Origin of the sequence: Nostoc sp. (assembly GCF_036918245.1) — a bacterium.
Taxonomy (GTDB): domain Bacteria; phylum Cyanobacteriota; class Cyanobacteriia; order Cyanobacteriales; family Nostocaceae; genus Nostoc.
Genome location: NZ_JBALEF010000016.1, coordinates 37,403 through 62,539, shown reverse-complemented (window position 1 = coordinate 62,539; position 25,137 = coordinate 37,403). Strand labels below are relative to the sequence as shown.

29 protein-coding genes are annotated in these 25,137 nt (G+C 41.4%); 16 read left to right on the top strand and 13 right to left on the bottom strand.

Features of this window, described 5'->3' with window-relative positions:
* Positions 1-89 precede the first annotated feature (89 nt).
* Positions 90-539, bottom strand: coding sequence for an AlbA family DNA-binding domain-containing protein (locus V7L12_RS02995; protein WP_335082019.1), 450 nt, complete (start codon positions 537-539; stop codon positions 90-92).
* A gap of 103 nt (positions 540-642) precedes the next feature.
* On the opposite strand from V7L12_RS02995, the gene V7L12_RS02990 reads away from it, so the two are divergent.
* Positions 643-963, top strand: a complete 321-nt coding sequence (locus V7L12_RS02990; RefSeq protein ID WP_335082017.1) for a flavoredoxin — start codon at positions 643-645, stop codon at positions 961-963.
* 24 nt (positions 964-987) lie between these two features.
* Complete coding sequence (locus tag V7L12_RS02985; RefSeq protein ID WP_335082015.1) at positions 988-1,248, top strand: hypothetical protein; 261 nt, start codon at positions 988-990, stop codon at positions 1,246-1,248.
* A 30-nt stretch (positions 1,249-1,278) separates the two neighbouring features.
* Here the strand turns inward: V7L12_RS02985 and V7L12_RS02980 are convergent, their stop codons facing one another.
* Entirely contained in the window at positions 1,279-2,202 is a 924-nt protein-coding gene (locus V7L12_RS02980) for a nucleoside hydrolase (RefSeq protein ID WP_335082013.1), read from the bottom strand.
* A 14-nt stretch (positions 2,203-2,216) separates the two neighbouring features.
* Between V7L12_RS02980 and V7L12_RS02975 the strand changes: the two genes are divergently transcribed.
* From V7L12_RS02975 to V7L12_RS02965, 3 genes are all read left to right on the top strand, one after another.
* Complete coding sequence (locus V7L12_RS02975) at positions 2,217-2,648, top strand: nucleoside deaminase (RefSeq protein ID WP_335082011.1); 432 nt, start codon at positions 2,217-2,219, stop codon at positions 2,646-2,648.
* Positions 2,649-2,835: 187 nt separating this feature from the next.
* Entirely contained in the window at positions 2,836-2,982 is a 147-nt protein-coding gene (locus V7L12_RS02970) for a hypothetical protein (RefSeq protein WP_335082009.1), read from the top strand.
* A gap of 86 nt (positions 2,983-3,068) precedes the next feature.
* On the top strand, positions 3,069-4,739 hold the full coding sequence (locus tag V7L12_RS02965; RefSeq protein WP_335082008.1) for an alpha-amylase family glycosyl hydrolase: 1,671 nt from the start codon (positions 3,069-3,071) through the stop codon (positions 4,737-4,739).
* Here the strand turns inward: V7L12_RS02965 and V7L12_RS02960 are convergent, their stop codons facing one another.
* Complete coding sequence (locus tag V7L12_RS02960) at positions 4,740-5,000, bottom strand: hypothetical protein (protein WP_335082006.1); 261 nt, start codon at positions 4,998-5,000, stop codon at positions 4,740-4,742. It lies immediately after the preceding gene.
* 273 nt (positions 5,001-5,273) lie between these two features.
* On the opposite strand from V7L12_RS02960, the gene V7L12_RS02955 reads away from it, so the two are divergent.
* Both V7L12_RS02955 and V7L12_RS02950 read left to right on the top strand, forming a co-directional pair.
* Positions 5,274-5,585: an anthrone oxygenase family protein gene (locus V7L12_RS02955; RefSeq protein WP_335082004.1), complete on the top strand. Its 312-nt coding sequence runs from the start codon at positions 5,274-5,276 to the stop codon at positions 5,583-5,585.
* A 47-nt stretch (positions 5,586-5,632) separates the two neighbouring features.
* Positions 5,633-5,944: a methyltransferase domain-containing protein gene (locus V7L12_RS02950; protein ID WP_335082002.1), complete on the top strand. Its 312-nt coding sequence runs from the start codon at positions 5,633-5,635 to the stop codon at positions 5,942-5,944.
* Here the strand turns inward: V7L12_RS02950 and V7L12_RS02945 are convergent.
* Complete coding sequence (locus V7L12_RS02945) at positions 5,909-6,922, bottom strand: IS701 family transposase (protein WP_335082000.1); 1,014 nt, start codon at positions 6,920-6,922, stop codon at positions 5,909-5,911. The genes V7L12_RS02950 and V7L12_RS02945 overlap by 36 nt on opposite strands.
* A 198-nt stretch (positions 6,923-7,120) precedes the next feature.
* On the opposite strand from V7L12_RS02945, the gene V7L12_RS02940 reads away from it, so the two are divergent.
* Both V7L12_RS02940 and V7L12_RS02935 read left to right on the top strand, forming a co-directional pair.
* Entirely contained in the window at positions 7,121-7,525 is a 405-nt protein-coding gene (locus V7L12_RS02940) for a class I SAM-dependent methyltransferase (protein WP_335081998.1), read from the top strand.
* A gap of 230 nt (positions 7,526-7,755) precedes the next feature.
* Positions 7,756-8,649, top strand: a complete 894-nt coding sequence (locus V7L12_RS02935) for a lysophospholipid acyltransferase family protein (RefSeq protein WP_335081996.1) — start codon at positions 7,756-7,758, stop codon at positions 8,647-8,649.
* Between the two features lie 10 nt (positions 8,650-8,659).
* Here V7L12_RS02935 and V7L12_RS02930 read toward each other — a convergent pair whose 3' ends face one another.
* Entirely contained in the window at positions 8,660-9,625 is a 966-nt protein-coding gene (locus V7L12_RS02930; protein ID WP_335081994.1) for an SGNH/GDSL hydrolase family protein, read from the bottom strand.
* Positions 9,626-9,885: 260 nt separating this feature from the next.
* Here V7L12_RS02930 and V7L12_RS02925 point away from each other — a divergent pair, with 260 nt between their 5' ends.
* The 3 genes from V7L12_RS02925 (at position 9,886) to V7L12_RS02915 (ending at position 13,416) form a co-directional block, all read left to right on the top strand.
* Positions 9,886-10,002 (top strand): RNA polymerase subunit sigma, encoded by a 117-nt coding sequence (locus tag V7L12_RS02925; RefSeq protein WP_335082025.1) that lies wholly within the window; start codon positions 9,886-9,888, stop codon positions 10,000-10,002.
* A gap of 175 nt (positions 10,003-10,177) precedes the next feature.
* Entirely contained in the window at positions 10,178-13,072 is a 2,895-nt protein-coding gene (locus tag V7L12_RS02920) for a glycerol-3-phosphate acyltransferase (RefSeq protein WP_335081992.1), read from the top strand.
* Positions 13,069-13,416 carry a cupin domain-containing protein gene (locus tag V7L12_RS02915; RefSeq protein WP_335081990.1) on the top strand — a complete coding sequence of 116 codons (348 nt, stop codon included), beginning with the start codon at positions 13,069-13,071 and terminating at the stop codon, positions 13,414-13,416. The genes V7L12_RS02920 and V7L12_RS02915 overlap by 4 nt, the downstream gene beginning before the upstream one ends.
* 92 nt (positions 13,417-13,508) lie before the next feature.
* Here V7L12_RS02915 and V7L12_RS02910 read toward each other — a convergent pair whose 3' ends face one another.
* On the bottom strand, positions 13,509-13,865 hold the full coding sequence (locus tag V7L12_RS02910) for a hypothetical protein (RefSeq protein WP_335081988.1): 357 nt from the start codon (positions 13,863-13,865) through the stop codon (positions 13,509-13,511).
* Positions 13,866-14,388: 523 nt separating this feature from the next.
* Between V7L12_RS02910 and V7L12_RS02905 the strand changes: the two genes are divergently transcribed.
* On the top strand, positions 14,389-14,904 hold the full coding sequence (locus V7L12_RS02905; protein WP_335081986.1) for a ribosomal maturation YjgA family protein: 516 nt from the start codon (positions 14,389-14,391) through the stop codon (positions 14,902-14,904).
* A 346-nt stretch (positions 14,905-15,250) separates the two neighbouring features.
* Here V7L12_RS02905 and cobJ read toward each other — a convergent pair whose 3' ends face one another.
* The 4 genes from cobJ to V7L12_RS02885 form a co-directional block, all read right to left on the bottom strand.
* The gene (cobJ, locus tag V7L12_RS02900) at positions 15,251-16,975 is read right to left on the bottom strand and encodes a precorrin-3B C(17)-methyltransferase (RefSeq protein ID WP_335081984.1); all 1,725 of its coding nucleotides are present in this window, start codon (positions 16,973-16,975) and stop codon (positions 15,251-15,253) included.
* 29 nt (positions 16,976-17,004) lie between these two features.
* On the bottom strand, positions 17,005-17,868 hold the full coding sequence (locus V7L12_RS02895; protein ID WP_335081982.1) for a hypothetical protein: 864 nt from the start codon (positions 17,866-17,868) through the stop codon (positions 17,005-17,007).
* A 35-nt stretch (positions 17,869-17,903) separates the two neighbouring features.
* Positions 17,904-19,196, bottom strand: a complete 1,293-nt coding sequence (locus V7L12_RS02890; protein WP_335081980.1) for a DNA methyltransferase — start codon at positions 19,194-19,196, stop codon at positions 17,904-17,906.
* A gap of 429 nt (positions 19,197-19,625) precedes the next feature.
* Positions 19,626-20,015, bottom strand: coding sequence for a hypothetical protein (locus V7L12_RS02885; protein WP_335081978.1), 390 nt, complete (start codon positions 20,013-20,015; stop codon positions 19,626-19,628).
* A 228-nt stretch (positions 20,016-20,243) separates the two neighbouring features.
* Between V7L12_RS02885 and V7L12_RS02880 the strand changes: the two genes are divergently transcribed.
* Complete coding sequence (locus tag V7L12_RS02880) at positions 20,244-20,945, top strand: DUF547 domain-containing protein (protein WP_335081976.1); 702 nt, start codon at positions 20,244-20,246, stop codon at positions 20,943-20,945.
* On the opposite strand, the gene V7L12_RS02875 is transcribed toward V7L12_RS02880, so the two are convergent.
* The gene (locus V7L12_RS02875; protein WP_335081974.1) at positions 20,930-21,685 is read right to left on the bottom strand and encodes a TIGR04283 family arsenosugar biosynthesis glycosyltransferase; all 756 of its coding nucleotides are present in this window, start codon (positions 21,683-21,685) and stop codon (positions 20,930-20,932) included. The genes V7L12_RS02880 and V7L12_RS02875 overlap by 16 nt on opposite strands.
* Before the next feature lie 69 nt (positions 21,686-21,754).
* Entirely contained in the window at positions 21,755-22,216 is a 462-nt protein-coding gene (locus V7L12_RS02870; RefSeq protein WP_335081972.1) for a rhodanese-like domain-containing protein, read from the bottom strand.
* Positions 22,217-22,415: 199 nt separating this feature from the next.
* Between V7L12_RS02870 and V7L12_RS02865 the strand changes: the two genes are divergently transcribed.
* The gene (locus V7L12_RS02865; protein ID WP_335081970.1) at positions 22,416-23,303 is read left to right on the top strand and encodes a pirin family protein; all 888 of its coding nucleotides are present in this window, start codon (positions 22,416-22,418) and stop codon (positions 23,301-23,303) included.
* 141 nt (positions 23,304-23,444) lie between these two features.
* Positions 23,445-24,338, top strand: a complete 894-nt coding sequence (locus tag V7L12_RS02860; RefSeq protein WP_335081969.1) for a hypothetical protein — start codon at positions 23,445-23,447, stop codon at positions 24,336-24,338.
* A gap of 3 nt (positions 24,339-24,341) precedes the next feature.
* Here the strand turns inward: V7L12_RS02860 and V7L12_RS02855 are convergent, their stop codons facing one another.
* Positions 24,342-24,902: a nitrate transporter gene (locus V7L12_RS02855; protein WP_335081967.1), complete on the bottom strand. Its 561-nt coding sequence runs from the start codon at positions 24,900-24,902 to the stop codon at positions 24,342-24,344.
* Between the last annotated feature and the right edge of the window lie 235 nt (positions 24,903-25,137).

The window sequence follows — 25,137 nt, the reverse complement described above, 5'->3', positions numbered from 1 at the left end:
GATTGACTTTTTTGCACAAGCACTGCTGGCTAATTCTAATAATTATCTGTCTCGGCCATCACTGCTTCCTAAATATTAGACCTGAATCCTTACCTTAATCTTTCTAAAGCTTGTTCAGTTTTAATAGGCAGAGTTTGTGCGCCACGTCTTAGATAGGGAACACTATCCGAAGCCTCCACTACTCCTCGTGATTTAAAAATAGTAACTTGCAAAACCAAACCAGGACAGCCTTCATAAATCAGAAACGTATATGAATAACCATCTCCCAAAGGAAAAAGTTGTTCAAAAATTTGTAAATGCCCATTTGCAGCTTCCTGATCAGTAAAACCTCGCGAAGCTCTTGTTTTTTTGCCTTCTACAGTATCCTCATCAATGCCAATGAACAGTTCTCCACCATCTGCATTGGCAAATCCAGAAATAAACTTACATAATTTTCCTGGCTGTATATCTATCGACTTTAGGTCGAGAAAATGGCTTTCCTCAGCTATAAGTATCTGATTTAATTGATCAGAGGTAATTTCAACTACTTCAATTGACATATAGTTACGCATAGCAGCCTAACGATTCTTTAAATTTGTAGCATACAATGCAATCCATGAAGTACCGGACAAATTCTAATCTTTAATCAAAAATACTACACTTGTGACAATAATTTCAGACGAAGCATTGGTAGTTCGAGGAGGGCGTAATCGTCCAGAGGATATTCGACGTGGAATAGGTACTCATCCCAGTGGCATAACAGGAATTTCTGTGGAATGTGCAGTAGGATCGTCATTAGCGGAGTTGGCATCGAGTATTCCTCATGGGCAGATTGGTGTAACAACAGTTGGCGAGGTTCGCCAAGCAGGTGGTGATGTAATCCGAACATCCGGTAGAAGTGCTAATCATGCAACATTGAGGGGTTTAAACCCGCAGCAAATTAGTCAACTCCTTACACCTACTGTTCCTAATCCAGCAAAATAGCAGTTATAGTTTGGATTACCTAGAATGATTACCCCTAAAGTTTTTGCAGATTTTCATAATGCTGATGCTGAAGGGCGTTTGCGTTTGAACAGTATTGGTACAATCGAAGACTTGGCGAATCAAAGTATTGAGCTACGAGATGGGCAGTTACTGACGATATATAGCGAGGATTTGGAAGTTGATGGAGTGGTGCAGTTCTCCGAAGAGGAGAAGTTATGGGTTGCAGCCATTGATTGGGATCGAATCAGACAAGTTGAGGATTTTGTTGTGCAGGCACAAGTTTGAGTATCCACACCATTCTGACTTTTTAGTTTTTTACCTAGCCCATTGCTGCAAGATATAAGCATAAAAAGCCTCTTTATCTACCTTATCCATCGCATAAATTTTTCGACCACCAGTAACTACTTTAGTACGCCCCTGACTCAGACCAGTGGTGATAATTTCTGTTTCCCATTCGTGCAGTTGATAAAATTCTGGATGTCCCAAATAAGCCGTTGCCAAGACATCCCAAAAATAATAATCTTGGGGAATAACTAGTGCATAACATTGTCCAGCTAAATCAGAGATGGGATAGTGGCGTTGTCGTCCCATTTTGTATACTAACTCCGATCTGACTGGGACATTGTTAGTTAAATCTAAAGGACACATAATAATTTCAATTTGGGTTTGCCATACCCGCGCTGCTGAAATTGCGTCCCAATAAACATTCCATTCGGCAGAACCATCTTGTCCTGCTTCCAGACTTTTTTCGACATTACCACCAACATTTAACGCACCCCCCATCCACACAATCTTGTGAATCTTCGCCTCAATATCTGGTGCTTTGTCCAAAGCTACTGCAACCGTCGTCAAAGGGCCAGTTACCATCAACGTTACGGGGCTTGATGCCTCCCGTAACACCTGTATCATGAAATCTTGACCTGTTTCGGCAACCAGAGGCGTAGTGATGGTTTCGCTTTGATTGAGAATGGGGAGATGGTCAACGATAAACGAATCGCGGCGATAAAGAGTAGGAAATGGATTGATACCGCGCACAGTGCTTTCTGCTACCGGGATATGAGAAAATCCCATCAAATCTATAATTTTACGTGTGGCGCTAACAGCCGGTTGAACGTAGCAATCTGCTGGAGTGACGACAACACCAAGGAGTTCAATACGATCCATCGTCAACAGCAGCATAGTTGCCAGATAATCATCTACACCGCCATCATGATCCATTAATACAAGTTGTTTTGTCATAAAAGGAGAATTATATGGATGAGTTTATGGAAACTGCAATTCAAGAAGCAAAACAAGGCAGACAAGAAGGTGGAATTCCCATTGGTTCGGTTCTCGTCAAGGATGGCAAAATTCTCGGCAGAGGACACAATAAACGCGTGCAAGACGGCGATCCTGTTACCCACGCCGAAATCGATTGTCTCCGCAATGCTGGAAGAGTTGGTAGTTATAAAGGTACAACACTCTATTCAACTTTAATGCCGTGTTACCTGTGCGCTGGGGCAGTGGTACAATTTGGCATTAAAAAAGTCATTGCTGGAGAATCTAGAACTTTTCCTGGTGCTAAAGAATTTATGGTATCTCACGGTGTGGACGTAATTGATCTTAATCTTGACGAATGCGAACAAATGATGAGTGAGTTTATTGAAACTAACCCTGAACTTTGGAATGAAGATATTGGTAAATAGTCATTGGTTGGGCATTGGGGATTAGGCATGGGTTGTCCCCCTTGTCCCCTTGTTTCCCCTACTCCTCACTACCCACCTTTCAAGGATAGGTATTTTAAAATCAGCCAGTAGATAGAGTAATGTGATGTCAAGAAAAGCCACCGCGTTTACTGTCTTTAAATAGACATTTAATCCCAGAACGCATGGAATGGCTTTTGAGAACGAAACCTCAGAGACGATTGAGCAAAACTATCATGTCCGCATAATTAGTTATGATTTAGATAGTCATTGCACCCCTAAGAATCATAACGATCGCAATATCTGGTTGAAGTCCAGCACATTAGGAAAATATTGATAATACTTAAGAAAGAAGCTGCAAATTATTTTATATTACACAATAAGTTTAGTGACTGTAACTAGCTAAAATTTAAAAGTGTAAAAGTGGCAAATTTAACTGAATTTACATTATTTGCTCCTCGCAACAAAGGAGCAGCTTTAATTGGGTCTTTTTCAGATTGGAAAGAAATTCCCATGTCAAAAAGTGAAGATGGTTATTTTCGCACAAAAATTAAGCTGGAAGACGGCGTTTATCAATATAAATTTCGCATTCAAACCAAAAGTCCAAATTTTGCAATTGATGAATGGATAGATATCATTGATCCTAAAGCGACAGATGTTAATGAAACAGAAAAATACAGTATAGTACGTATTCAAGATGGGCAACGCATTGTTGATACTTACCTTTGGCAACACGATGAAATACCGTTGCCTGATAACCGGGAATTAGTCATATATGAAATGCACGTTGCCGATTTTACTGGTGATGAAGTTGACGCTAACGATCGAGGCAAATATCTAGGAATAATTGCTAAGTTAGATTATCTTTGCGAATTGGGAATTAATGCAATTGAATTAATGCCAGTTAATGAGTACCCTGGTGATTATAACTGGGGCTATAAAGTTCGCCACTTCTTTGCTACAGAATCTAGTTACGGTTCAACAGAAGATTTAAAGCGGTTGATTGACGAGTGTCATGGTAGAGGCATTCGCGTCTTTATGGATGGAATTTATAATCACACAGATGAGGAATGCCCTTTAATACTAATTGACCGAAATTACTGGTACTACGAACACAAACATTATCCTGAAGACCCAGATAATTACTGGGGGCCAGAGTTTAACTATGATAATTACGACAAAAACTTAAATATTAAGCCTGCATGGGAATACATCGGCGATGTGGTAAAATTTTGGATTCAGGAGTATCACATTGATGGAATTCGCTTTGACGCAGTGCGGCAATTGGCTAACTTTGAATTTCTCGACTGGCTGACTAAGCAAGCGAAAAACCATGCTGCACCCAAACAGTTTTACAACATTGCTGAACACATTCCCGATACAAAGACTGTAGTCAAGCCAGATGGCCCATTAGATGCTTGTTGGCATGAAAGTTTTCGCTACTTTATAATTCCATATATTTGTGGGAAATCATTTGAATTAGAACAACTTAAGCAGATTTTAGATCCCAAACAGCAGGGTTATGCGATCGCTACCAATGTAATTAATTATTTGGCAACCCACGATCGCGAACGTGTATTACGAGAATTAGGCAATTGCGGCATCTTTGACGCAGCCGCATTTGAACGAGCTAAGTTAGCAGCTGCTCTGTTAATGACAGCGATGGGTATACCGATGCTGTGGATGGGAGAAGAGTTTGGCGAATATCAGCAAAAAAGCGAAGATGTGACTAAGCCGCGCAAGATTAATTGGTCTTTATTGTCAAGCGACCAAAATCATGATTTATTTGAGTATTATCAAAAGCTGATTGCTCTACGCCAGCAAACTCCAGCTTTGCAAAGTGACAATATTAAGTTTTTCTACGAAAATGCAACTGAGAAAGTGCTGGCTTACACCCGTTGGGATGAGCAGAATTCTCATGTCGTCGTCGTGGCAAATTTTTCCGACCAAAATCTAAATCAATATAAAATTTCAGGCTTCCCAACTGCTGAGTATTGGCGAGATTGGGTTAGTAATCAAGAAGTGAAATCTGGAGAGGATGGTTTAGTCACTGACTTGCCAAGCTATACAGCTAAAATATTTGTTTTGCAGTAATTATCTCGCTAGTTGTCTAGCAGATTTACAGCAATGTAGTCTGTGGATCGTAGGTGTCAAAAGTTTGTAAATACATTGTTGAGGTAGTGCGTTCACCGGAGGTGTTGGCGCAGCCATCGCTTGTAAAACAAACTGCTTGCGTCGCAACGGAGTAACAAGAGTGGTTGTGGGAGCAATAGCAAATAAAATAATATCATGTCCGATCGGATAAGCCCAAAACCCAGATGTAGAGACGCGATTTATCGCGTCTTGAAAAACCAATCATCTACACCAATAACCCTTAACCCAAGCGTATTGTGACATAACACTATCTACGAATAAGGGATTGGGCAGTAATTAATAGGAGGCTTTATGATAATTGTTGACAATTTGCGCTTCCCTTTGACGCTTTTTACAGCACTAGGCTGCGGGCTGGTGGCTGGCGTCTTCTTTGCCTTCTCGACTTTCGTGATGAATGCCCTTGCACGACTCCAGCCAAAGGAGGGCATTATCGCCATGCAATCCATCAATATCACGGCGATCAATCCGTTGTTCATGTTGGCACTCTTCGGAACGGCTGTGGCTTGCATCTTTCTAGCGGTTTCCTCGGTGTTAAAGTGGCATCAACCTGGTGCTGCCTACTTGCTTGTCGGTAGCCTGCTTTATCTCATTGGCACCGTTCTAGTGACGATCGCGTTCAATGTGCCGCTGAATGATGCGTTAGCGATCGCCAAACCAGATAGCACTGAAGGCGCGAACCTATGGGCTAAATACCTGACTAATTGGACGTTCTGGAACCATGTTCGGACAATAGCGGCACTTGCGGCAGCACTCACCCTGGCACTGTGCGATCGCACGGTGAAATAGGAATGATGAATACGTATGATACCTTTTGCTCGGCAAAATGAAGCTATATGAGTATTCAAGCAGCATACGATAATTGGTCAGCCACATACGATGCTGACGAAAATCTAACCCGCGATCTCGATCAAATCGTCACCAGAGAAACCTTGATGGGTTTGAGGTGTAAATCAGTTGTGGAAATTGGCTGTGGCACAGGTAAAAATACGCTTTTGCTTTCACAAATTGCTCTGAAAGTTTATGCGATCGATTTTTCAGCACAGATGATCCAGGACTTACGCAACTGTCACAAGCGATGGCGCAGCTACGCTGCGCCGAGCGCCCAACAACTAGGCGATAAACATGGGAACATTCGGACGTTTTAGTTGCTGAACTAAATAATTTGATAACAATCCATGCTTAATTTGATAGATTGTTTGATCAGTTTTATAAGCTAAATCTTTGAGCCTAAGCCAGACTAAAATAGCGCAGGCAATATGATTTCTTTGAATACGACCCTTGCGGCATTGACATGACTCAATGCCAGTCAATTGTTTTAATTCTCTATGAAACTCCTCAACCTTCCAACGAACCTTACACACTTTTTGCACAACGTCCGTAGAGTCTTGAGATAAATCGTTTGTAGCGATAAAATCCGTTCTGTCGGTGGAGACAGTTACCCGGAATAGGTTCACTTTTTTCGCGCCTGGGAACTTTTTTATTTTAACTGTTTTTCCTGATTTTAACTCTTTCTCATCCCCAGATAACAATTCAATTCTTTTATAGTCTTCTTGCTCTTCGGTATCATCAACAAGTCGATTACGTTTCAGAGGGCAATAATAATATTTCCCTAACCCATCAATATATAACATCAATTTATTTGTCGCATACCAACTGTCCATTAAGACGGCTTTAAATGGTAATTTTTTATGGTACACAAGGTTTTGCAGCATCTCTGTTACATGTTCTATCTTTGTTTTCCCATCTCTGTCTGGGTCATAAATCCGATAGTCAACTACCCAAAACTTTCCGATTTCATGATTGACATATACACAATTTACTAGCCCAATCCCTTGAATTACACCATGCTCATTGCCACTATATTGGCGTTTACTTGGCTCTATTTCAATAGCGTATCGTTTATCAATTACTGTGTCATCAAAAACTAAGTAGGCGTTATCATTTATTTCTATTAAATCTTTCACGTTATCCCAAAGAAGACGAGGTGTTAATTTTTCATTTTTTAAATAACGGTTGATTTTATCATGACTGATCTGCTCTAAATGCTCCGCCAAATTTGTCAGAGTATAATTAATCTGACTACTTAACAAGTACTGGCAATAGTTAAGTTTAGTAAATCTCATAAACTACAGGATTTATTTCATGCATCCTCAACTAATTTTCTCATGATTTGAAGAATACTTAACACACCCGATTACTGTTACTAATTTCAGCAATGCCCTCTAGGTACACCACTTACTAGATAGTACATAAATACTATCTAGATGCGATCGCGCTGTGCCAGTTGCGTAAGTCCTGTGATCGAAAAGGCGAAAGAGAAAGTGAGGTCAGCTAATGTGGTGTTTATTACAGAAGACATTACCAAGCAATGGACTTGTCGTAATCAGTCTGCCGATTTGGTCACTTGTAATCTTGTTCTAGAACATATCGAAGACCTCAGCTTGATATTTTCAGAAGCATCTCGTGTCTTAGTCAAAGGAGGATACTTTTTCATTTGTGAGCTTCATCCATTCAAGCAATATCAAGGAACAAAAGCTAATTTTCAAAGACAGCAAGAGTTCATTAAATTCCGGCATTTGTGCATCATTTATCAGACTTTTTTAACACAGCGAAAGTTTATGACTTCCTACTTGAAGATTTCCAAGAGTGGTGGCACGAACAAGATCAAAATAAACCACCAAGACTTGTGTCGATCTTGTTTAGAAAGTGAAAAATTTTTTGGCTAGGTTTCAGCTAGTGCAATCTTTGCAAATAAAAATCCCCAGGATTTGCTACTGTTTGAATTTAGGAGCGATGTCTAGGACAGGCTATGCCTACCTTCACCAGATTCCACCATGTCTGCAAATCATGTCCGACTGATGATAGACCTGAAAAAAGAACAACTGTTATTGAATAATCAGTAACAGTATTATGTAGCGGTCAAAATATACTAGTGATGGAAGATGAGCGACTAATTATGAAATTTCCAAAACAGGTAGAAAAAATTTCTGTCAGTGCTGACAATTGCTTAACATCAGAATTCTCGAAAAAGATTCATCAGTCATTAACACAGCGAGATGCTCAGTTTATTGAATTACTGATGCCTGTATGGGAATGGTTTTACCGTTATTACTTTCAAGTAATAACTGATGGATGGCATCACATACCAGTAAAAGGGAAAGTACTACTGGTTGGTTCTCACAATGGGGGAATGGCTTCTCCAGATTTAATAATGATGATGTACGATTGGTTTTCTAGATTTGGAACCGAGCGTTTGGTGTATGGTCTAATGCACCCTTCCGCTTGGAAAGTGAGTCCAGAAATAGCAGGATTAGCCCAGAAATTCGGAGCAATTGTTGCACATCCTAAAATGGCTAGTGCAGCTTTTGATCGAGGTGCTAGCGTTCTGGTATATCCTGGAGGACAATATGATATGTTTCGTCCTCATAGTCAACGCCATAAAATTCATTTTGCTGGTCATCAGGGCTTTATCAAGCTGGCTTTAAAACAAGAAGTTCCGATTATTCCTGTAATCTCGGTAGGCGCTCATGATAGCTTGATAGTCTTATGTGATTGCTATGATTTCGTCAAACAATTGCATCAGTGGGGATTGCCGTGGTTATATCAAATAGACCCTGGTGTTTTCCCAATTTACTTAGGTTTGCCTTGGGGCTTGTCTATTGGCCCTCTGCCAAATATTCCTCTACCTGTGCAGATTCACACTCGCGTCTGTCATTCAATTACTTTTGAAAGATATGGTCGAGATGCAGCTAGAGATCGCAACTATGTGAATACTTGTTATGAAATAGTTCAAAGTCAAATGCAGGAAGAGTTAAATAATTTGGTTAGAGATACTCAGAAATCTCGCTAAAACACGAATATTAGTGAGGAAGTGACGCCTCCCCCAGTATTTCTAAAAGCGATCGCTCCATAACTTCACTGACAAATTTATTACCTTGCAAGTTGAGGTGAATATGATCGTGAAACAAACCTTGCGGGTTGGTAGTTGAATTGAAGTTCGGTAAAAAGTCTATATAGTTAATTTGCTGTGCTTTGGTAAAATCGCTTAAGCGCTGACGTGCTTTGATTTCGTAATCGCGGGGGCCTGGTTCACCAATTTCTCGTAGTAAGGGAGTCATCACCAGCAGAAATTTGCTGTTGGTTTGGCGAGTCAAGGCTTGAATTTTAGCGATCGCCTCTAGATTAATCCCCACGCGATCGCCTGATTCATTTTGCACGGCTTGCAGTTCAGGAATTGGCTTTTGCTTGACGATATAACGCTGCCACACTTCCACTAATGCCAGGGGAGGTTGACGATCGGGATAATTGCGATCGCGTCCGACTGGCAAAGAAGTAGGAGGAGTTGCAAACAAATCATCGGTATTAATTATTAACACCACTGCTTGCGCGTTAAAATTGCCAAACTTCTCTAAATAAGCTAATTCATTCCTTGGTCCCCAAGAGTTAGCTGAAGCATTTAGCACTTCGGGTTCAGAATAATTACTAGTAGTGGATGATGCTAGAGAACGCATCATCAAACTAGATATTGTATTAGTCTGATCAGTCCACCAGCCACCATTAGCAATAGAATCACCTAAGAGGAGAATTCGCAGCCCAGTAGGTGCAGGTAGCATTTTTATCGGACTACCTCGCATAGAATATTCATTAATTTCGATGCGATTACCAAAACGACGGGTACGTTGGTTAGGAGCCAATAAATAACCAATCTGCTCATCGCCAATATAAATCAGGGGATTTCCAAAACCAAACAGCGATCGCAGTCCGATCTCGATTACCACAAACAATCCCACAACCACCGCCAAAATTACGCTCAGTGCTATTTTCACCTACTCACACCCTCTTATACTGAGTTGCTTTTCAATGATACTGGGGGATTGGGGATTGGGCATTGGGGATTGGGCAAGGTTATTTTCATTGTCCCCTTGTCCCCCTTGCCCCCTGCTCCCCTGCTCCCACTCCTAAATTTTTAAAGTGAATTTAGCATCATCCACAAAGAGAAGCACTACAATCGAAACGGATAAATATTTCATGCTTCAACAACACAACAGAGGATTACAAAGCTGTGTCCGACTTAAATCGCGGAATTATGAAATTTAAGGGAGCAGATTCCCCAAAAGTAGTCACTATCTCTACCGTGTTGCTTCTGGGAGCGATCGCTGCTCTCGTCATCTGGGCGCTACAAGCTGCCTATGCGCTAAACTAAAACCATTAGTAGTCTAGAAGGACACTGGCAAAAACGGTTTCCGTCTTAGCCAAGTGTCCATTTAGCAACTACTAAATAAAAGCTCTTTTATAACCATCAAAAATTTCAGAAAAACTTTAGATTTTAGATTTGAGGTTTTAGATGGAAAATTTAAATCTAAAATCCAAAACCCAGAATGTTTGAACCTTGGGGTGTTTTCGTTATTTTAATTATCTGCCCCCTTTTGGGCGGATTACCCCTGATTGCATGGATAACTTACGCCCTGAAGCGGAAGCAGTTATCACAAGTTGGTACAGGAAACATTAGTGTATCGGCTGCGTTTTATCATGGCGGTAAAATTGTCGGAATTCTGGCAGTCTTGTCAGAAGCTTTAAAAGGAGTTGCGGCAGTTTTACTCACCCGCATTTTCTTCCCAGATGGATCGTTTTGGGAATTGGTTGCCCTGATCGCTCTGGTAATCGGTAGATACTGGATAGGCAGAGGAGCAGGTACGACAAATGTTGTCTGGGGATTTGTCGTACACGATCCACTGGTAGCGATATTTGTATCTTTCTTTGCAGGTATTACTTTTACAATTCTGCAATCAAGAAAGGTAGTCAAATTTGGGGTTTTGCTACTTTTTCCTTTGTTTGTGGCACTTCTGCACCTGAGCGATATTCCCAGAATATTTGCTGCTGTGGCCTTATCTGGTTTAATGGGCTGGATTTACACCAAAATTCCAGATGATATGAAACTGCCAGCCCAAGAGGCACAAACAGAATCGCAAGCGATGTTGGAATTTTTACGCGGCGATCGCGCTATGGTTTCTCTAGATGAAGAGTTGAATGCTGCCATCGTCGGAGAAAAAGCGGCGACATTATCTCAAATTAAGCGCTGGGGCTATCCAGTGCCGAAGGGATGGGTACTAGCCCCCATCGACAATCCAGAAGGGTTAACAGAATTTCTCCAGCCATCAGAATTATCCCCCTTGGTGGTGCGTTCTTCCGCTATTGGAGAAGACTCAGAACACGCTTCTGCTGCTGGACAGTATGAAACAGTTGTAAATGTTACTAGTCCAGAGGCATTACAGTCAGCGATCGTTCAAGTTCAAGCTTCCTACAATCATCCATCTGCTGTCCAATATCGGCGCGATCGCGGCTTAAATGATACAGCAATGGCTGTGTTGATTCAACAACAAGTCCAGAGTGTATATTCTGGCGTTGCTTTCAGCCGCGATCCCATTACTCAACAAGGCGATGCGATCATCATTGAAGCCCTTCCAGGCAGCCCGACGCAAGTCGTTTCGGGAAAAGTCACACCAGAGCAATATCGCGCTTTTGTCGTTGAAACAGAAAATTCTTACTCTATACAATTAGAGGGTCAAGGACGAGTACCACAATCATTAATCAAACAAGTTGCATACTTAGCTTACCGACTCGAAAAACGTTATCATGGCACTCCTCAAGATATCGAGTGGAGTTACGATGGTCAAACGCTTTGGGTGTTGCAATCTCGACCAATCACTACTCTGTTGCCCATCTGGACACGCAAAATCGCTGCTGAAGTGATTCCTGGAGTAATTCACCCCTTAACATGGTCGATTAATCGTCCCTTAACTTGTGGAGTTTGGGGAGAATTTTTTACTTTAGTTTTAGGCGAACGCGCCTTGGGGTTAGATTTCACCAAAACAGCAACTCTGCACTATTCCAGAGCCTACTTTAATGCGTCCCTCTTAGGAGACATTTTTCTGCGTATGGGACTGCCCCCCGAAAGTCTGGAATTTTTAACCAGAGGAGCTAAATTAAGTAAGCCCTCCTTGCAGTCAACTTGGGAAAATTTGCCAGGACTAGGGAAGTTGCTGAAACGGGAATTAAATTTAGAAAAGGACTTCAAGGAAGATTATCACAAACGGTTCATTCCTGGGTTGTCGCAGTTGGCGCCAGAAGATATAGATAACTTGGAACCAGCGAAGCTGTTGACAAGAATTGATTTTATTCTGGAGTTGCTGCGTCATGGAACGTATTACAGCATTTTAGCTCCCTTGAGTGCCGCCCTGAGACAGGCAATTTTTCGGGTAAAGGATAGACAAATCGATCATAGCGTCACCCCAGAGGTAGCAGCATTGCGATCGCTCAGTGCAATCGCTACAGATGCCAAGCAGGTATTACTGGAGTTTGAGCCACAGCAAGTATTTGAGCAATTAAAGCAAACCCCCGAAGGAGAGAAGATCCTCCAAGAATTTAACGAATTGCTTCAAGATTACGGCTACTTAAGTGAGGTAGGAACCGATATCTCCGTTCCCACTTGGCGGGAAAATCCCCAGATGATTAAGCAGATGTTTGTGCAGTTAATGCAGGGGAATGAACCACAATCAGGTGCTAAAGACGCAATTAATAGTATCTTTGCTGGCAAGCGCAAACGCTCTTTTGTGCAACGGCGCGTGGATATCAAAGGACGAGTCACCGAAGTTTATTCCCGGCTTTTGGCTGAATTGCGTTGGAGTTTTGTGGCTTTAGAGAAGATTTGGTTAGACTCTGGTTTACTTAGGCAAACAGGCGATATCTTTTTTCTCAACTTTGATGAAGTGCGGCGTCTAGTTGGGGATGAAAATTCCAGCTTAATAGAACAGTTAGATGAGTTAGTAGAATTTAGGCGATCGCAATTTGTACAAGATAGCGAGATTATTCAAATACCTCTTTTAGTCTACGGCCATACACCTCCTCACCCGTTAGCTCCCTCTGAACTCTACTCTGACCAAATCTTACAAGGTATTGGAGCCAGTCATGGGCAAGCCGAAGGTAGGGTGAAGGTGTTGCGAAATTTACAAGACATTCCAGAGATTGATCGAGATACGATTCTGGTAGTGCCTTATACAGATTCCGGCTGGGCCCCATTGTTATTAAGGGCTGGAGGATTAATTGCCGAAGCTGGGGGAAGGCTTTCTCACGGTGCGATCGTTGCTCGTGAGTATGGAATTCCCGCAGTGATGGATGTTCGAGGTGCTACATGGCTCCTGCAAGATGGTCAACGAGTCAGGATTGATGGGTCTAGGGGTATTGTGGAATTATCTAACGATTTAAGACCCGAATGATTACCACTTCCCTGAAAGACTTGCCTGAAGAGTCGGTTTCTCACAATGCCGAAATCAAGAAAAAGGTGATGTTATGCTTCGGCGATTTACCTCACCTAACTAACTTTTCTCAAGCACGTTTTGCTCCTGGACAAACCGCACCAGCACACGCGCATCAAGATATGTGCGAGGTATTCTTTGTGGAAGCTGGTTCGGGAGTAATTCACATTGATGGTATAGAATACCCTTTGCTTCCGGGAAACTGTGTAGCCATCGAACCAGGAGAAGTACATGAAGTTGTCAATAATGGCTTAACAGAACTTGTTTTGACATACTTTGGTTTGCGAGTCGAAAAGTCAGCGTAATTATTTTGAATACAAGATACAGTGAGGGCACAACATTGTTATGCCCTCACAAAAGTTTGCAGATGTAGGTTATAAACTAAATTTGCAAAATCCTAATATACTAAGGGTGTCGCGCCGCGCATCTGACGTAAAGAATTTATACAAGCAGGACAATCACAGCCAAATAAGTCGATTGCCACATTGCTTTCTTCATCATTAAACTCCAGCATGGGAGCATCTTCTTGAGAAAATTCTATTTCACGCTGATAGTTAGGAATTTGAGCCAATATGGAAGCCCTGGCACATACTAAACCCACTTTATGTTTATTGCGTATACAAGATAGACGATCTGTGGTTTTGGCTCCTGGTTCTGGCTCCATCGCTTGTGCGTGATTCAGCATTACTCCCATAGAGAGAAGAGAGCTAATCAGCACAGGAGAAGAAAGCAAACTCAGTATGAATTTGTTCATTGATTTTCTTGAAAAACAATCTCGATTGCTCAGATTATCCGATTAAATCTTACAGTGCAAGTAAATGTCTATCAGGAATAGCCCAAAACCCAGATGTAGAGATGCGAGTTATCGCGTCTTGAAAGACCAATTATCTACACCAATAACCCTTAACCCAAGCGTATTGTCATATAATGCAAGTCTGTTTCTGATAACGTCAAAGCAGAAGTTGCTACAGGCTGCGCAAAACACGGAAACGTGAAGGCAGAAGCTCTTACAGGGAAGACGGAAGTTGTTACAGGCTGCGCAAAACACGGAAACGTGAAGGCAGAAGCTCTTACAGGGAAGACGGAAGTTGCTACAGGCTGCACAAAAGACAAAAGTGTTAAAGCATAAGTTGCTAAAGGGAAGATAAAACAGAGAAGTTTATCGGTATACAAAGAGTTTTACCTCCCATTGTCATTTGGAAACCTACTCAGTAATAATAGAATTTTCAACAGAGGCTATCAAAAATTGAAGAGGTTTATAGTCAAACAGGTATTTTTTGAGTATTAGACTTCTTGCAAAAATCCTTGAATCACCCCTCCCCAACCCTCCCCGATGTGTTGGGGAGGGAGCAAGATTTCCAGTTTCCCCCCTTTATAAGGGGGGATTAAGGGGGGTCTATTCGACTTATGCAAGAGGTCTATTGATTGCCATGTTTATTTTCAACAAAAAATATTTCTATCTAACACTTATACTATTTTTAATAGAGATATGTATTGCTGTTTTTGTAAATGATAGTTTCATTCGTCCTTTTATCGGTGATGTTTTAGTAGTTATACTAATTTATTGCTTTGTCAAAGCTTTTTGGAATATACATTCATCCATCGTCGCATTATCAGTTTTTGTATTTTCCTGTATTATCGAGATTTTTCAATATTTTAATTTTGTAAATAATTTAGGATTGCAAAAATATAAGATTCTGGCTGTTGCCTTGGGTAGTGTATTTGATTGGAAAGATATCATTGCTTATGCAATAGGTATCATAACAGTCCTATGGTTGGAAAATAGAACATGATTACTTGAAAGTTGTGACTAGAGACTATTTACAAAGTCAATCAAAAGGTAGGGTGTGTTATGGCTTTAGCCTAAACCGTATTATGTGGCAGTGCGTTAGGCGCTTACAGCAGTTTTCATGTATTTGAACCACATCTGTTGTAGGGGCGCAAGGCCTTGCGCCCCTACCACGTGGTCTATTTACCTGAAAATAGCTGTAAATTATGCTTTTCGTGACCAATCATATCGAAAATATGCGCCGAACACACCCTACATAAATTTTATTTTTACTTTATAAATAACCTCTTAGAAAAGTGGATTTAAAAAAGTGCCTATCTTGCTCTCTTGGCTGACAGCGCCGATCATGTTTACTGTTCGGTATAGCGGCGCGGCGTATAAACCCAGAGATTACCATCGCTGCGTTTGATGGTTCGGGTTTTTGTGGAACCAACGAGAATAATTGTCCGCATATCAGCGCTTGCTGGTGTTAACTGGTCAAGTGCGATCGCTTTCACCGTTTGTCCTGGCCGACCGAGATTCCGGGCCAATACTACTGGTGTATCTGGTGTTCGATGTCGCAGTAAAATATTTCTCGCTTCTGCCAGTTGCCAGGTACGCTCTTTGGAAACAGGATTGTAGAAAGCAATGACAAAATCAGCCTCGGCAGCAGCAGCAATTCGTTGGGCGATCGCAGACCAAGGTTTCAAGATATCAGAGAGGGAAATAGCACAGAAATCATGTCCAAGAGGCGCACCAATGGCCGCTGCTGCTGCCTGCATTGCAGAGATACCTGGAGCCACATGAATATCGATACTGTCCCATTCGGGTTTAGCATAGCGATCGCATACCTCAAAAACCGCTGTTGCCATTGCATAGATACCTGGGTCGCCAGATGAAACTACAGCTACATATCGCCCAGATGCAGCCAAATCAAGGGCCATCTTTGCTCGTGCCTCTTCTTCACGGTTGTCAGACTCATGCCGTTGCTTACCATCAGCCAGAGAACCAACTAAATCTAAATAAGTTTTGTAACCCACTAGGTCAGTTGCCGACTTGAGTATCTCCTTAACTTCTGGAGACATCCACAGCGAACCACCAGGTCCCGTACCAATAATCGCTAACCGTCCGCGTGGCTGACCGATGGTGTTAGGATCAATTACTTGGGGGGCAATAGCGATCGCAATGTCGGGAGTTGAAGGAGTAATCGGGGATGTACCTGTGGCGGCGATCGCTACGGCTTGGGCGGGGCTATAACCTTGTGAAAATAGACTTTCTAGCTGATTTGGGGTAAAAAAGCGGGCAGGTACTCCCAAGGCGCTAGCTACCGCGTGGATTGCAGGATCGGCTGCGGCGGTGATGGGTGCAAATATCCCGGCGACTGATGCTGTTTCTAGTTTGGCATCAGTTAGTAGCTGTTGTACTAAAACGACTGCATCATCAATCATGCCACTAATTGCGATCGCGATCGTTACTGGGTGATAAATAAGACAATTGGCTGTGGGAGTTACCAAACGTTCCGTAACTTGGATGGTCAAATCTCCCTTTGGATCTATCGGTAATTTACTATTACTCAACCAAGGTGCTATTCCTTCGAGCTTAACTTGCGCCCCAGCTAGCAAATCTGAGATAAATTTCTTCGCATCGTCTGGGTTTGCTAAATGGTATCCAGGGGGAGGAGATAATAGTGTTGTGCCCAAACGTAAATCGCCTGTGGTCGTAATTGCAGCTTTGACATCAAGGGCTTCAGCAATGCGGCGAGCCAAATCGTTTACTCCACCAAGTCCGCCCAAGAGAGGGACAACAGCACTACCATCTTCAGCCACAGCTAGCACTGGTGGTTCCTGTCGTTTATCCGAGATTACCGGAGCTAACGTCCTAATTAAAATGCCGGCGGCACAAATGCCAATCAGCGGCCTTCCCTGTATAAATAACTCGCGCAGCGCCTCGCCAAAATTCGTAAAGCTGACATCAACCTCCGATGTGCGACCCTCTAAACCGTATAGCGTTGCCCCTGGTAAGACGCTGATTATTTTGCGTGCTACTGTCACGCTATTTTGACCCAGTATTACAATGGCAGGTGCAATGTTAATCATTACTTAATTACGAATTATTTAATTAGCCTTTAAACAAATGTTCTCAAAAATTTAAGTGCTTCAGTTTTATTTTTAAACATCGCGTGAATTATATCGCCGTTATTATAACGAATGTCAATCTCGTACTTTATTGCTGGGGCAAACTTAGGTTGATTCTCTGAATAATTCTGAATATATTCAATAGCATTATTAATAGTTTCCGCTTGCTGAGATAGACCGTGTAGGACAATGATATTTACCTGCTGGACTAGTCTAGCAAACGATTGTTCTAAAATATTCATAAATTTATCTATTTGATATTTCTCTAAGCTGAGTATTTGATTTTTTATATTATTAATATCTGGCGTTGATAAATTTTTCCATTGTTCAATTTTATTTTGAAACTCTGATTCTAATATACTTTCATTGAAAGATGCATTTATCCCAACTGATGTAAATGATTTTACGATATTTTCATATTTAAGATACAGAATTTTAAAGCCCTTAGATTCTAATTGGTCAAGCGCTCCTTGAGTAAATACACCTGCGAGAATAGCACCTAAAAATGGATTAAGTTGACTATAGGTGTCTGCTAGAGGAATAAGCGCTCCTTCAATTTCTTGAACTTTATTTCTAGAATGTTTGGTGTAACGCCGCCATGCAGTCTCAATAAATGCCACTGGAAGACCAAGAGTTTCTTCTGTACCTCCCCGCTCCAGTACGTAGTCAAGGTCATGATAATTACCATAACGATCCTGCCATGATACCTTTTTACTAATTCGTGCCTTGCGCTTCTTCTGGTAGTCTAAGTAAAAACCATGCTCATCGGCCAGTTGCTGAAGTGTTTCACAAATAAATTCTTGGATGAGGTTCCCTAAAATCTGACCCCATTTATGTGACAATGACTCTGCCATTACAGTTGTACAAAATAATTTTTGTTGTGATTAGCTTATCCATAAACCCACAAACAACCTTCGCAAAGAGGAACTGTGTGCTTGCGATTTTTCCATTTGACATTACGATCGCGAATTTTTTCAAACTTAAAAGATTCAAATCCTGCTGCTTGTGCTAATAAACCCATCCATTCTATTACCGGAATATAAATTCCATAGGGAGCAGAATCACCAATCATAAAGCAAACTATTGCAGGACTTTTACATACTCTACGAAGTGCTGTCCAAACTCTAGCCATGTCAAGAAAATAGCAGGCAATCATCAAATGATAATTCTTTTTACCTCCATGCAAATGTCGCTCTTGGGACAATTGATGGCAGATTTCAATAATACTAGCTTTGATTGGATATAATTCATGAGATCCTAGAACTTCGTCGATGTTTACATTCTTATTTGTGACGTGCTGTGAACATGAACGAATTAAGTATTGCCTCACCGCAGTTTGCAAATCAGTCCAACCGGAAATTTCTTTCATGAAACACATTTCGAGACGTGTAGCATCGGCATAATCATAGTTGTTAGCGTATGGCGGTGAGGTGATTACCAAGTTGGTAAAATTATCAGGTATACCCTGGCAAGTCCGAGCATCAGATTGAATGAGTGTCGAACTAGAAGCTGCTGTTTTTACTGCAATTTTCATATCTGTAGCCATATTCTCTGCCATTAGCTCAAAAGCAGATATTGGTTCTAAGAAAGATTGTTTCTTTTTATTTGGTAAAATGTACTGCCAAGGTGCAGTTCCGGCATGAGAAACATGGCGAAGAATTGATACAAGTGTTAACCAAACTAACTGAGATTGAGATGAATCATCAGCAAGTTTTTTCCAAGCTTGACGCAATCTATCTAGAGATTCAAGTGAAGAGATACTAAAGCATTCATGAATCAGTTTTGGATATGTATCTACACATGGTTGCAAATCTTCAGCATATTTTATAACCTTTTTTATATGTTCAAGATAGGCATCAGAGTCAGTTTGATATAAAAGTTTAGCTCTTGCTATACGCGCAACAAAAGGATGAGCCTCAATTCCAAAACATTCAACTCCAAGTTTTTCAGATGCAAGTAAGGTTGTACCAGAACCAGCGAATGGATCTAAGACAGTAATTTCTCCTCGTTCTTGGAACTGAGTAATTATAGTTTCGACCCATTGTGCAGAGAAACCTGCACTAAATCTAAACCATCGATGAACTGGCAATTTCATGTTATCGATGAATGTAGACGAACCGTCAAAAGATTTAGAAATGCTAGAAGGAAATTTCTGAAATGGCAACTCTAATTGTTGATTCATTTGAATATTTATTATTGATTAATATTCTAGGGTAGAAGTCCATTAAAAATTGAGATCAAGGCTTTTTTTCTTGGATTAGCATAGAGCCTTTGACTGCTTGCACTAGTTCTTCTTCTGTGCATTGGGTTATAGTGCGTTAACTTGCCAATATGTAACGGGTGATGTGATTGTCGCACGATTCGGCAGTCTATCTGATGCAGACAGTCATTTGCTTATGTTAAGTTAGCTGATACTTGATGCTTGTTTTGTGGTGATTTTTGATTGTCAACGCCAAGAAGCTTTGATTTGAAGTGATGGAGAAGCGATCGCATTCTCTTAAAAAAGTGCGTAGACGCAAAGCGGCTTGTCGTGAGACATCGCTTGTTAAATTGGAGATTGGGACTCCAACCAAATCTCGAAAGAATTTCTTCCCCAATCCCCAGTCTCAACTCAATTAGCTTTACGTTCTTTCAGTACTTGATCTAGTAAGTTTCTAGCAGGTTGTGCTTTAGCCAACGCTACTTGATGGTCATTATAAGCACGAACAAGGCGAGAAAGACTGCTCACACCTGTCTTGAGTTGCTCAAGTTCTTCACCAGCAACTAGTTCTCCATCAAGCATCCGCCCAATCAACGGTTTGATATCGCCCACTTCCTGCCGGACTTTTTGGAGCTTTTCTAGAGAACTCAGTAAGGTTTTTAGTGAGTTCAATATGTCGTCAATATCTTGGGCATCCTCCACTGACTCAGGCGGATTTTCAATTGCGATCGTATTTTTGTCTGAAACTGTAGGTAATTCCTCTACAGACGTTTCACTTGTAACCCCACTTGACCGTGCCATCAACGCTTCCTCAAGGAATTTTCCTCAGTGTATCGCTGATTTCAAGTTGCCAAAGATAGTATTGTTATAATTCGTTAAATAAATACTTGTACAAATTCAACTTTACGTTGCGATCGCAAAACCAAAGAATTCCCTTAGCTCTAAATCAGGGCTATTTCATTCTATTTTTAGGATTCAACTGGTACAGGTATAAGTAAAAACAATGGACAACATATAAACACAGCAATAATGATTGATTTTGAACCTTGGGACAGGTTATTGCGTCAGTATGTCGATCCACAGGGTCGTGTAAACTATATTGCTTGGAAAACTGAGCAACCTCAAGCGATCGCAGATTGGTTGTCGAGTCAAAAAAATCTCGACTTTACATCTAATAGCAACACTTTTGAGCAATTGGCATTGTGGATCAACCTTTACAATGCGTTCACCATTTCGGCAATTTTGTCGAGATACCCGCTTGAGTCAATTCGTCCGCGAATCTTAGGCATTCCCAACTGGCTGGCTTTTTTATGGTTCTTCCAACGTCGTGCTTATTATATATTTGACAAGCATTACAGTTTAGCCCAAATAGAAAACCAGATTCTACGGGATAAATTACAGGAGCCACGAGTTCATTTTGCAATTGTCTGCGCTTCGGTTGGTTGCCCGTTACTGCGTGCTGGAGCTTATTTTCCTCAACAAGTTACTCAGCAGTTAGATGAAGATACCCGTCGCTTCATTAACAATCCTGAAAAAGTCCGTTATGACTCAGATAGTAAAACGCTCTACTGTAGCAAAATCTTTAAATGGTATCGTCAAGACTTTCTTAAGGTCAAATCCTCCATTCCGGAATATATCCGCTCCTACCTAGAAACAGACTTGCCAATGAATGCTTCAACGCCGATTTCCTATCTCTACTATGACTGGAGCCTGAATCAGCGAATATCTTGATAAAATTGTTTGAGATAATTTGCATCAACGCCAATGCCCCACAAAAAACCGATATAAAGGTAGATTGCGTTTGCTTTGCAGCTACCCCATTTTGCTACACGGCGATCTGAAGAGTGAACAATGCGGTTCACCAGATAAATACGTCCTTTTTTAACCAATCTCAGGCATAAATCTCCATCTTCCATAATCGGCAATGCCTCATCAAATCCATCGCAATCCCAAAAGTCAGTGCGACGACAAAACATTACCTGATCTCCAAACAACAGGCGCAATCCTCGAAAAAACAGGTGAGGCTTAAATAGCAGTGGTGCATAGTAGGTTTTTAAATAATTATGTAGAGAGATGCCCCAGCGAGTCGTTTGAGATCCACTCATCAGAGAAATGAACCCCCCACAAGCAATGGTTGGCTCTACTAGGGTTTGCTCGATTACAGTGATTAAGTCATCCGGCACCCAAGTATCTGCATGAAGAAAGCAAAGAATATCTCCAGTTGCAGCCGATGCTCCGTAATTCATCTGAATAGAACGCCCACGCTGTTCAGATGACAGAACTTGTACGCATAGCAACTGATTGAATGACTCAAAGCATTGCTTTGCAACTGCCAGTGTCTCATCATCGCTGCCACCATCTACTACTATCACTTCAAAAGCAGGCGGATTAAGTAAAGTCAATTGGCGCAATGTACGCTCTAAGCTAACTGCTTCGTTTAAAGTAGGAATGACAATCGAAACTTGAGACATGCAGCATAAGTAGTTTTATCGTTGCTTTTATTCTACTTGCTCAATGTTGACAAGCTCTTAATCCAAAGCTCAACACTTTTGAGCATGGTAAGTAGCTTTTAGCAGTTTTCCCCATATTGGATTGTAAGGATCTACAAGCTGTGTCGGATGACCATTTTGGAAGATCGGCCTGCCTTCGTTTGCCCACTGAAAAATCCCACCACTCAAGTTATAAATGCACTTCATCCCGGCTTCATCCAGTTTTTTGGCTAATTTTGCGCTCCGGTAGCCAACAGCACAGTACACAACAATTGGTCTATCTGGGGAAACTGTTGCAACTGCTATTAAGTCATCTGTGAGAGGATCTATGCGTACTGCTGTTTCGATATGACTAACTGCATACTCAGTCTGACTTCGTGCATCTAGCACTAATGGACGGGGCTTTGCAGAATCTGATAGTAATTGAGCTAATTGCTTACAATTAATTTCCTCAACAGTAGGAAACTGAAATCCGATCAGAAGTTTAATAAAGTTAAACGTGAGTGATTGCACTTGTCAAAAAACTCTCTGGTTGGCAAACAATACTGACGGGGGCTGTGTCTAATGTCTAATAATAAAAAACGATCACAGAATAGGCGATCGCATTGGCATCAACTCTCCAAAACAAACAGATAACTCATCAAGATTAGCTTATTTGCAAGTAAATATACTTATAATGATTACAGCATTTACTAATCACCTGCGATGATTTATGGCAATTCTTCAACTGATTGAACCCGAAGTTAAAAATCTGGGTGGTTTTTCTGCCCGCCGCAGTTTGCCATATTCTAATCGCCAAATGGTTGGGCCGTTTATCTTTTTCGATCATCTTGGCCCCTCGGTTATGCCCCCCAATCAAGGCATTGATGTCCGACCACATCCTCATATTAATCTGGCAACGGTAACTTATTTATTTGATGGTGCTTTGATGCATCGTGATAGTTTGGGCACTGTGCAGGAAATCCAGCCAGGTGCAGTCAACTGGATGACAGCGGGAAAGGGGATTGTCCATTCAGAACGCTCACCTGACTTTGACCGTCACCAAGAAGCTACTATTCATGGCATTCAAACCTGGGTCGCCCTACCTGTTGAACACGAAGAAACCGAGCCAACGTTCATTCACTATCCGGCTGAAATTCTTCCCACCTGGGAAGAGAATGGCGTTATCATCAAACTTATTGCTGGACAAGTATTTGGCTATACCTCACCTGTGAAAGTTCTCTCACCTATCCTCTATTTAGATGCAGTGTTGTCTGCAAACACCCACTTCACTATCCCTACAGATTATTCACAAAGGGCAGTATACAGTGTCACAGAGGGATTGAGGATTAATGATGAACCGATGGAGCAATATCGTCTCGCTATTCTAGAGCCAGGTGATCAGATTGAGGTTTCTGCTACAGCTGCTGCTCAATGTATTGTTATTGGCGGTGAGCCGTTAGGTACACGCTACAAATGGTGGAATTTTGTCTCTAGCCGACCAGAGCGAATAGAGCAAGCTAAAGTTGATTGGCGCGACTCTCGCTTTGCTAGCGTGCCAGATGAAACGGAGTTTATTCCACTCCCAGAAGTGGTAACAGAAGCTAATCCTTTTTCATAAGTGTGTCACACTTCGATACTCACTACCTCGCTTGAGGATGCACAAGTTTAACCCAAGTTGCCAGTTACTCTTATGAGCCATCGCTTTGAGAAAGTCAGCGTCAGGAGTAGATAATTCAACTAAAGTTTTAGGTATAACTAGATGCACACTGGTTTTAGGAGTAAGCTGCCACTACTGCTGACATTCTGCTTATTTACTAGCTTTTTGCCTGCCTCTAGTTCAGTTTTATGTCCAGCCGTTGCCTCTGACGAATACTATAAAGTAGCCAGAAACTATGGCAGAGATGGACGCACAGGAACCGATGGACGTGAGGGTAGAGATGGTACTGATACTCCAACTGTGCAGCTAGCAATTTCGGAACTGATAAACAAACAGTTCCACCTCTCGAAGAACAAGTGGAATCAACGCATGGGGGCAGCTTCTCTACTTGCGCCTGGTTCTGCGATCGCCGATGATTATCGACAGTTTGAACAGCGAAGAGAAGAGGCTTTTCAAATAGTTTGGCAAGAAAGACAACCCATTACCAGCTTTGGCAATCAAGCTGTAACACTAAATTTAACTGATAACAAACAAGTAGAAATTACTTTTTCTGAGGAATTATGGGTTGAGGGTAACAGCAAAAGTGAGACTAACTTCACAACATTTATCGTTAACCATGCCATTCCCAAAAAAGATGTCGCCCGGTTAGCTGTGGCAGAGTTTGCTGATGCCGGACAAAACCTCAACTTAAAAATAGTTGATTTGGCAGCCAAGTCTGATGCTATTAATACTCAGTTTCGCGTAAAATTTCGCGCCCAGGATAACTTGCACGGTTTTTCTGGCTACAAAACTAAATTTGAAGGGGATATTCCCACAGAACTTGTGACTCGTGACTACAACCGTTTTACTCTAGCTTTGGGCAAGCTCAAAATTCCTGACGAAGCTTTACGCCCTGGTGTCAACGTTGATATTGAAGTCATAGCAACTCGTTCTTTGGGAATACGTTCTGCCAAGCAAACTATTAACTGGCAGGGTGCAATCCGCAAGCCTAGATAAAGTTTAAGAAGATTTTTTCCCATCTGAAACCATTTGCGAGAGAATATAGGCTGCGAAATCTAGTAACTGATCCAGCAAAAAACCAATGATGCCGATGTATAAGATTACCTGGATTATGTAATCAGCATTGCCAGCTTTATAAGCATCCCAGAGGGTAAAACCAAGCCCTTTTGGGCCTATTAACATTTCTGTGGCAATAACGATAAACCATGCTACCCAAATACTAACTTTCAAGGCATGAAATATATGAAAAATAGCTACTCGAAAGTTATTATTCTGTCTCTTGAAATGCTGCATACCTATTGCTGTATTAATAATCATCGTCCAGAGAGTTCCCACAAAAACTACTACAATAGCAGCCGAATCGCTCTCTTGAAACGCGATTAGGGCAATAGGTAGCAAAGCTATAGGAGGGATACTATGAGGTATCTGAAATATCAGCCGAAATAGCTGATAAATCATGCTATTTATCCCGATTAAATATCCGATGAAACCACCCAATACAGCGGCTGGAATATAACCAACAAATAACCGTTGCAGGCTAGCTAAAATGTCTAAAAACATATTATTTTCTCTGCCTCAGTTCTCATGGAAAACATTCGGTAAATACTGCGGCAACAACACAAAACAGGGCTGAGAAAAATGTATTGGATTACACATTATATTTTGTTGCTAAAAGATTTTTTATATCTTCTCCTCGTTAATTACTAATTAAAAAACTTAGGTATTATTACGATGTGATAGTAGTAGTACAAAGAAGAGATAAAGTTTGACTTTAATAAACTTTATCAGAAAAGCA

Bases quoted from the DNA above. Each gene is read 5' to 3' on its own strand.
- V7L12_RS02855 (WP_335081967.1), bottom strand. From the start codon at position 24,902: ATGTTTTTAGACATTTTAGCTAGCCTGCAACGGTTATTTGTTGGTTAT.
- V7L12_RS02980 (WP_335082013.1), bottom strand. From the start codon at position 2,202: ATGACAAAACAACTTGTATTAATGGATCATGATGGCGGTGTAGATGAT.
- V7L12_RS02895 (WP_335081982.1), bottom strand. From the start codon at position 17,868: ATGGCAGAGTCATTGTCACATAAATGGGGTCAGATTTTAGGGAACCTC.
- V7L12_RS02890 (WP_335081980.1), bottom strand. From the start codon at position 19,196: ATGAATCAACAATTAGAGTTGCCATTTCAGAAATTTCCTTCTAGCATT.
- V7L12_RS02860 (WP_335081969.1), top strand. From the start codon at position 23,445: ATGCACACTGGTTTTAGGAGTAAGCTGCCACTACTGCTGACATTCTGC.
- V7L12_RS02950 (WP_335082002.1), top strand. From the start codon at position 5,633: ATGAGTATTCAAGCAGCATACGATAATTGGTCAGCCACATACGATGCT.
- V7L12_RS02935 (WP_335081996.1), top strand. From the start codon at position 7,756: ATGAAATTTCCAAAACAGGTAGAAAAAATTTCTGTCAGTGCTGACAAT.
- V7L12_RS02945 (WP_335082000.1), bottom strand. From the start codon at position 6,922: ATGAGATTTACTAAACTTAACTATTGCCAGTACTTGTTAAGTAGTCAG.
- cobJ (WP_335081984.1), bottom strand. From the start codon at position 16,975: ATGATTAACATTGCACCTGCCATTGTAATACTGGGTCAAAATAGCGTG.
- V7L12_RS02925 (WP_335082025.1), top strand. From the start codon at position 9,886: ATGAAATTTAAGGGAGCAGATTCCCCAAAAGTAGTCACTATCTCTACC.
- V7L12_RS02875 (WP_335081974.1), bottom strand. From the start codon at position 21,685: ATGTCTCAAGTTTCGATTGTCATTCCTACTTTAAACGAAGCAGTTAGC.
- V7L12_RS02985 (WP_335082015.1), top strand. From the start codon at position 988: ATGATTACCCCTAAAGTTTTTGCAGATTTTCATAATGCTGATGCTGAA.
- V7L12_RS02910 (WP_335081988.1), bottom strand. From the start codon at position 13,865: ATGAACAAATTCATACTGAGTTTGCTTTCTTCTCCTGTGCTGATTAGC.
- V7L12_RS02865 (WP_335081970.1), top strand. From the start codon at position 22,416: ATGGCAATTCTTCAACTGATTGAACCCGAAGTTAAAAATCTGGGTGGT.
- V7L12_RS02975 (WP_335082011.1), top strand. From the start codon at position 2,217: ATGGATGAGTTTATGGAAACTGCAATTCAAGAAGCAAAACAAGGCAGA.
- V7L12_RS02880 (WP_335081976.1), top strand. From the start codon at position 20,244: ATGATTGATTTTGAACCTTGGGACAGGTTATTGCGTCAGTATGTCGAT.
- V7L12_RS02885 (WP_335081978.1), bottom strand. From the start codon at position 20,015: ATGGCACGGTCAAGTGGGGTTACAAGTGAAACGTCTGTAGAGGAATTA.
- V7L12_RS02915 (WP_335081990.1), top strand. From the start codon at position 13,069: ATGATTACCACTTCCCTGAAAGACTTGCCTGAAGAGTCGGTTTCTCAC.
- V7L12_RS02995 (WP_335082019.1), bottom strand. From the start codon at position 539: ATGTCAATTGAAGTAGTTGAAATTACCTCTGATCAATTAAATCAGATA.
- V7L12_RS02920 (WP_335081992.1), top strand. From the start codon at position 10,178: ATGTTTGAACCTTGGGGTGTTTTCGTTATTTTAATTATCTGCCCCCTT.
- V7L12_RS02955 (WP_335082004.1), top strand. From the start codon at position 5,274: ATGTTGGCACTCTTCGGAACGGCTGTGGCTTGCATCTTTCTAGCGGTT.
- V7L12_RS02970 (WP_335082009.1), top strand. From the start codon at position 2,836: ATGGCTTTTGAGAACGAAACCTCAGAGACGATTGAGCAAAACTATCAT.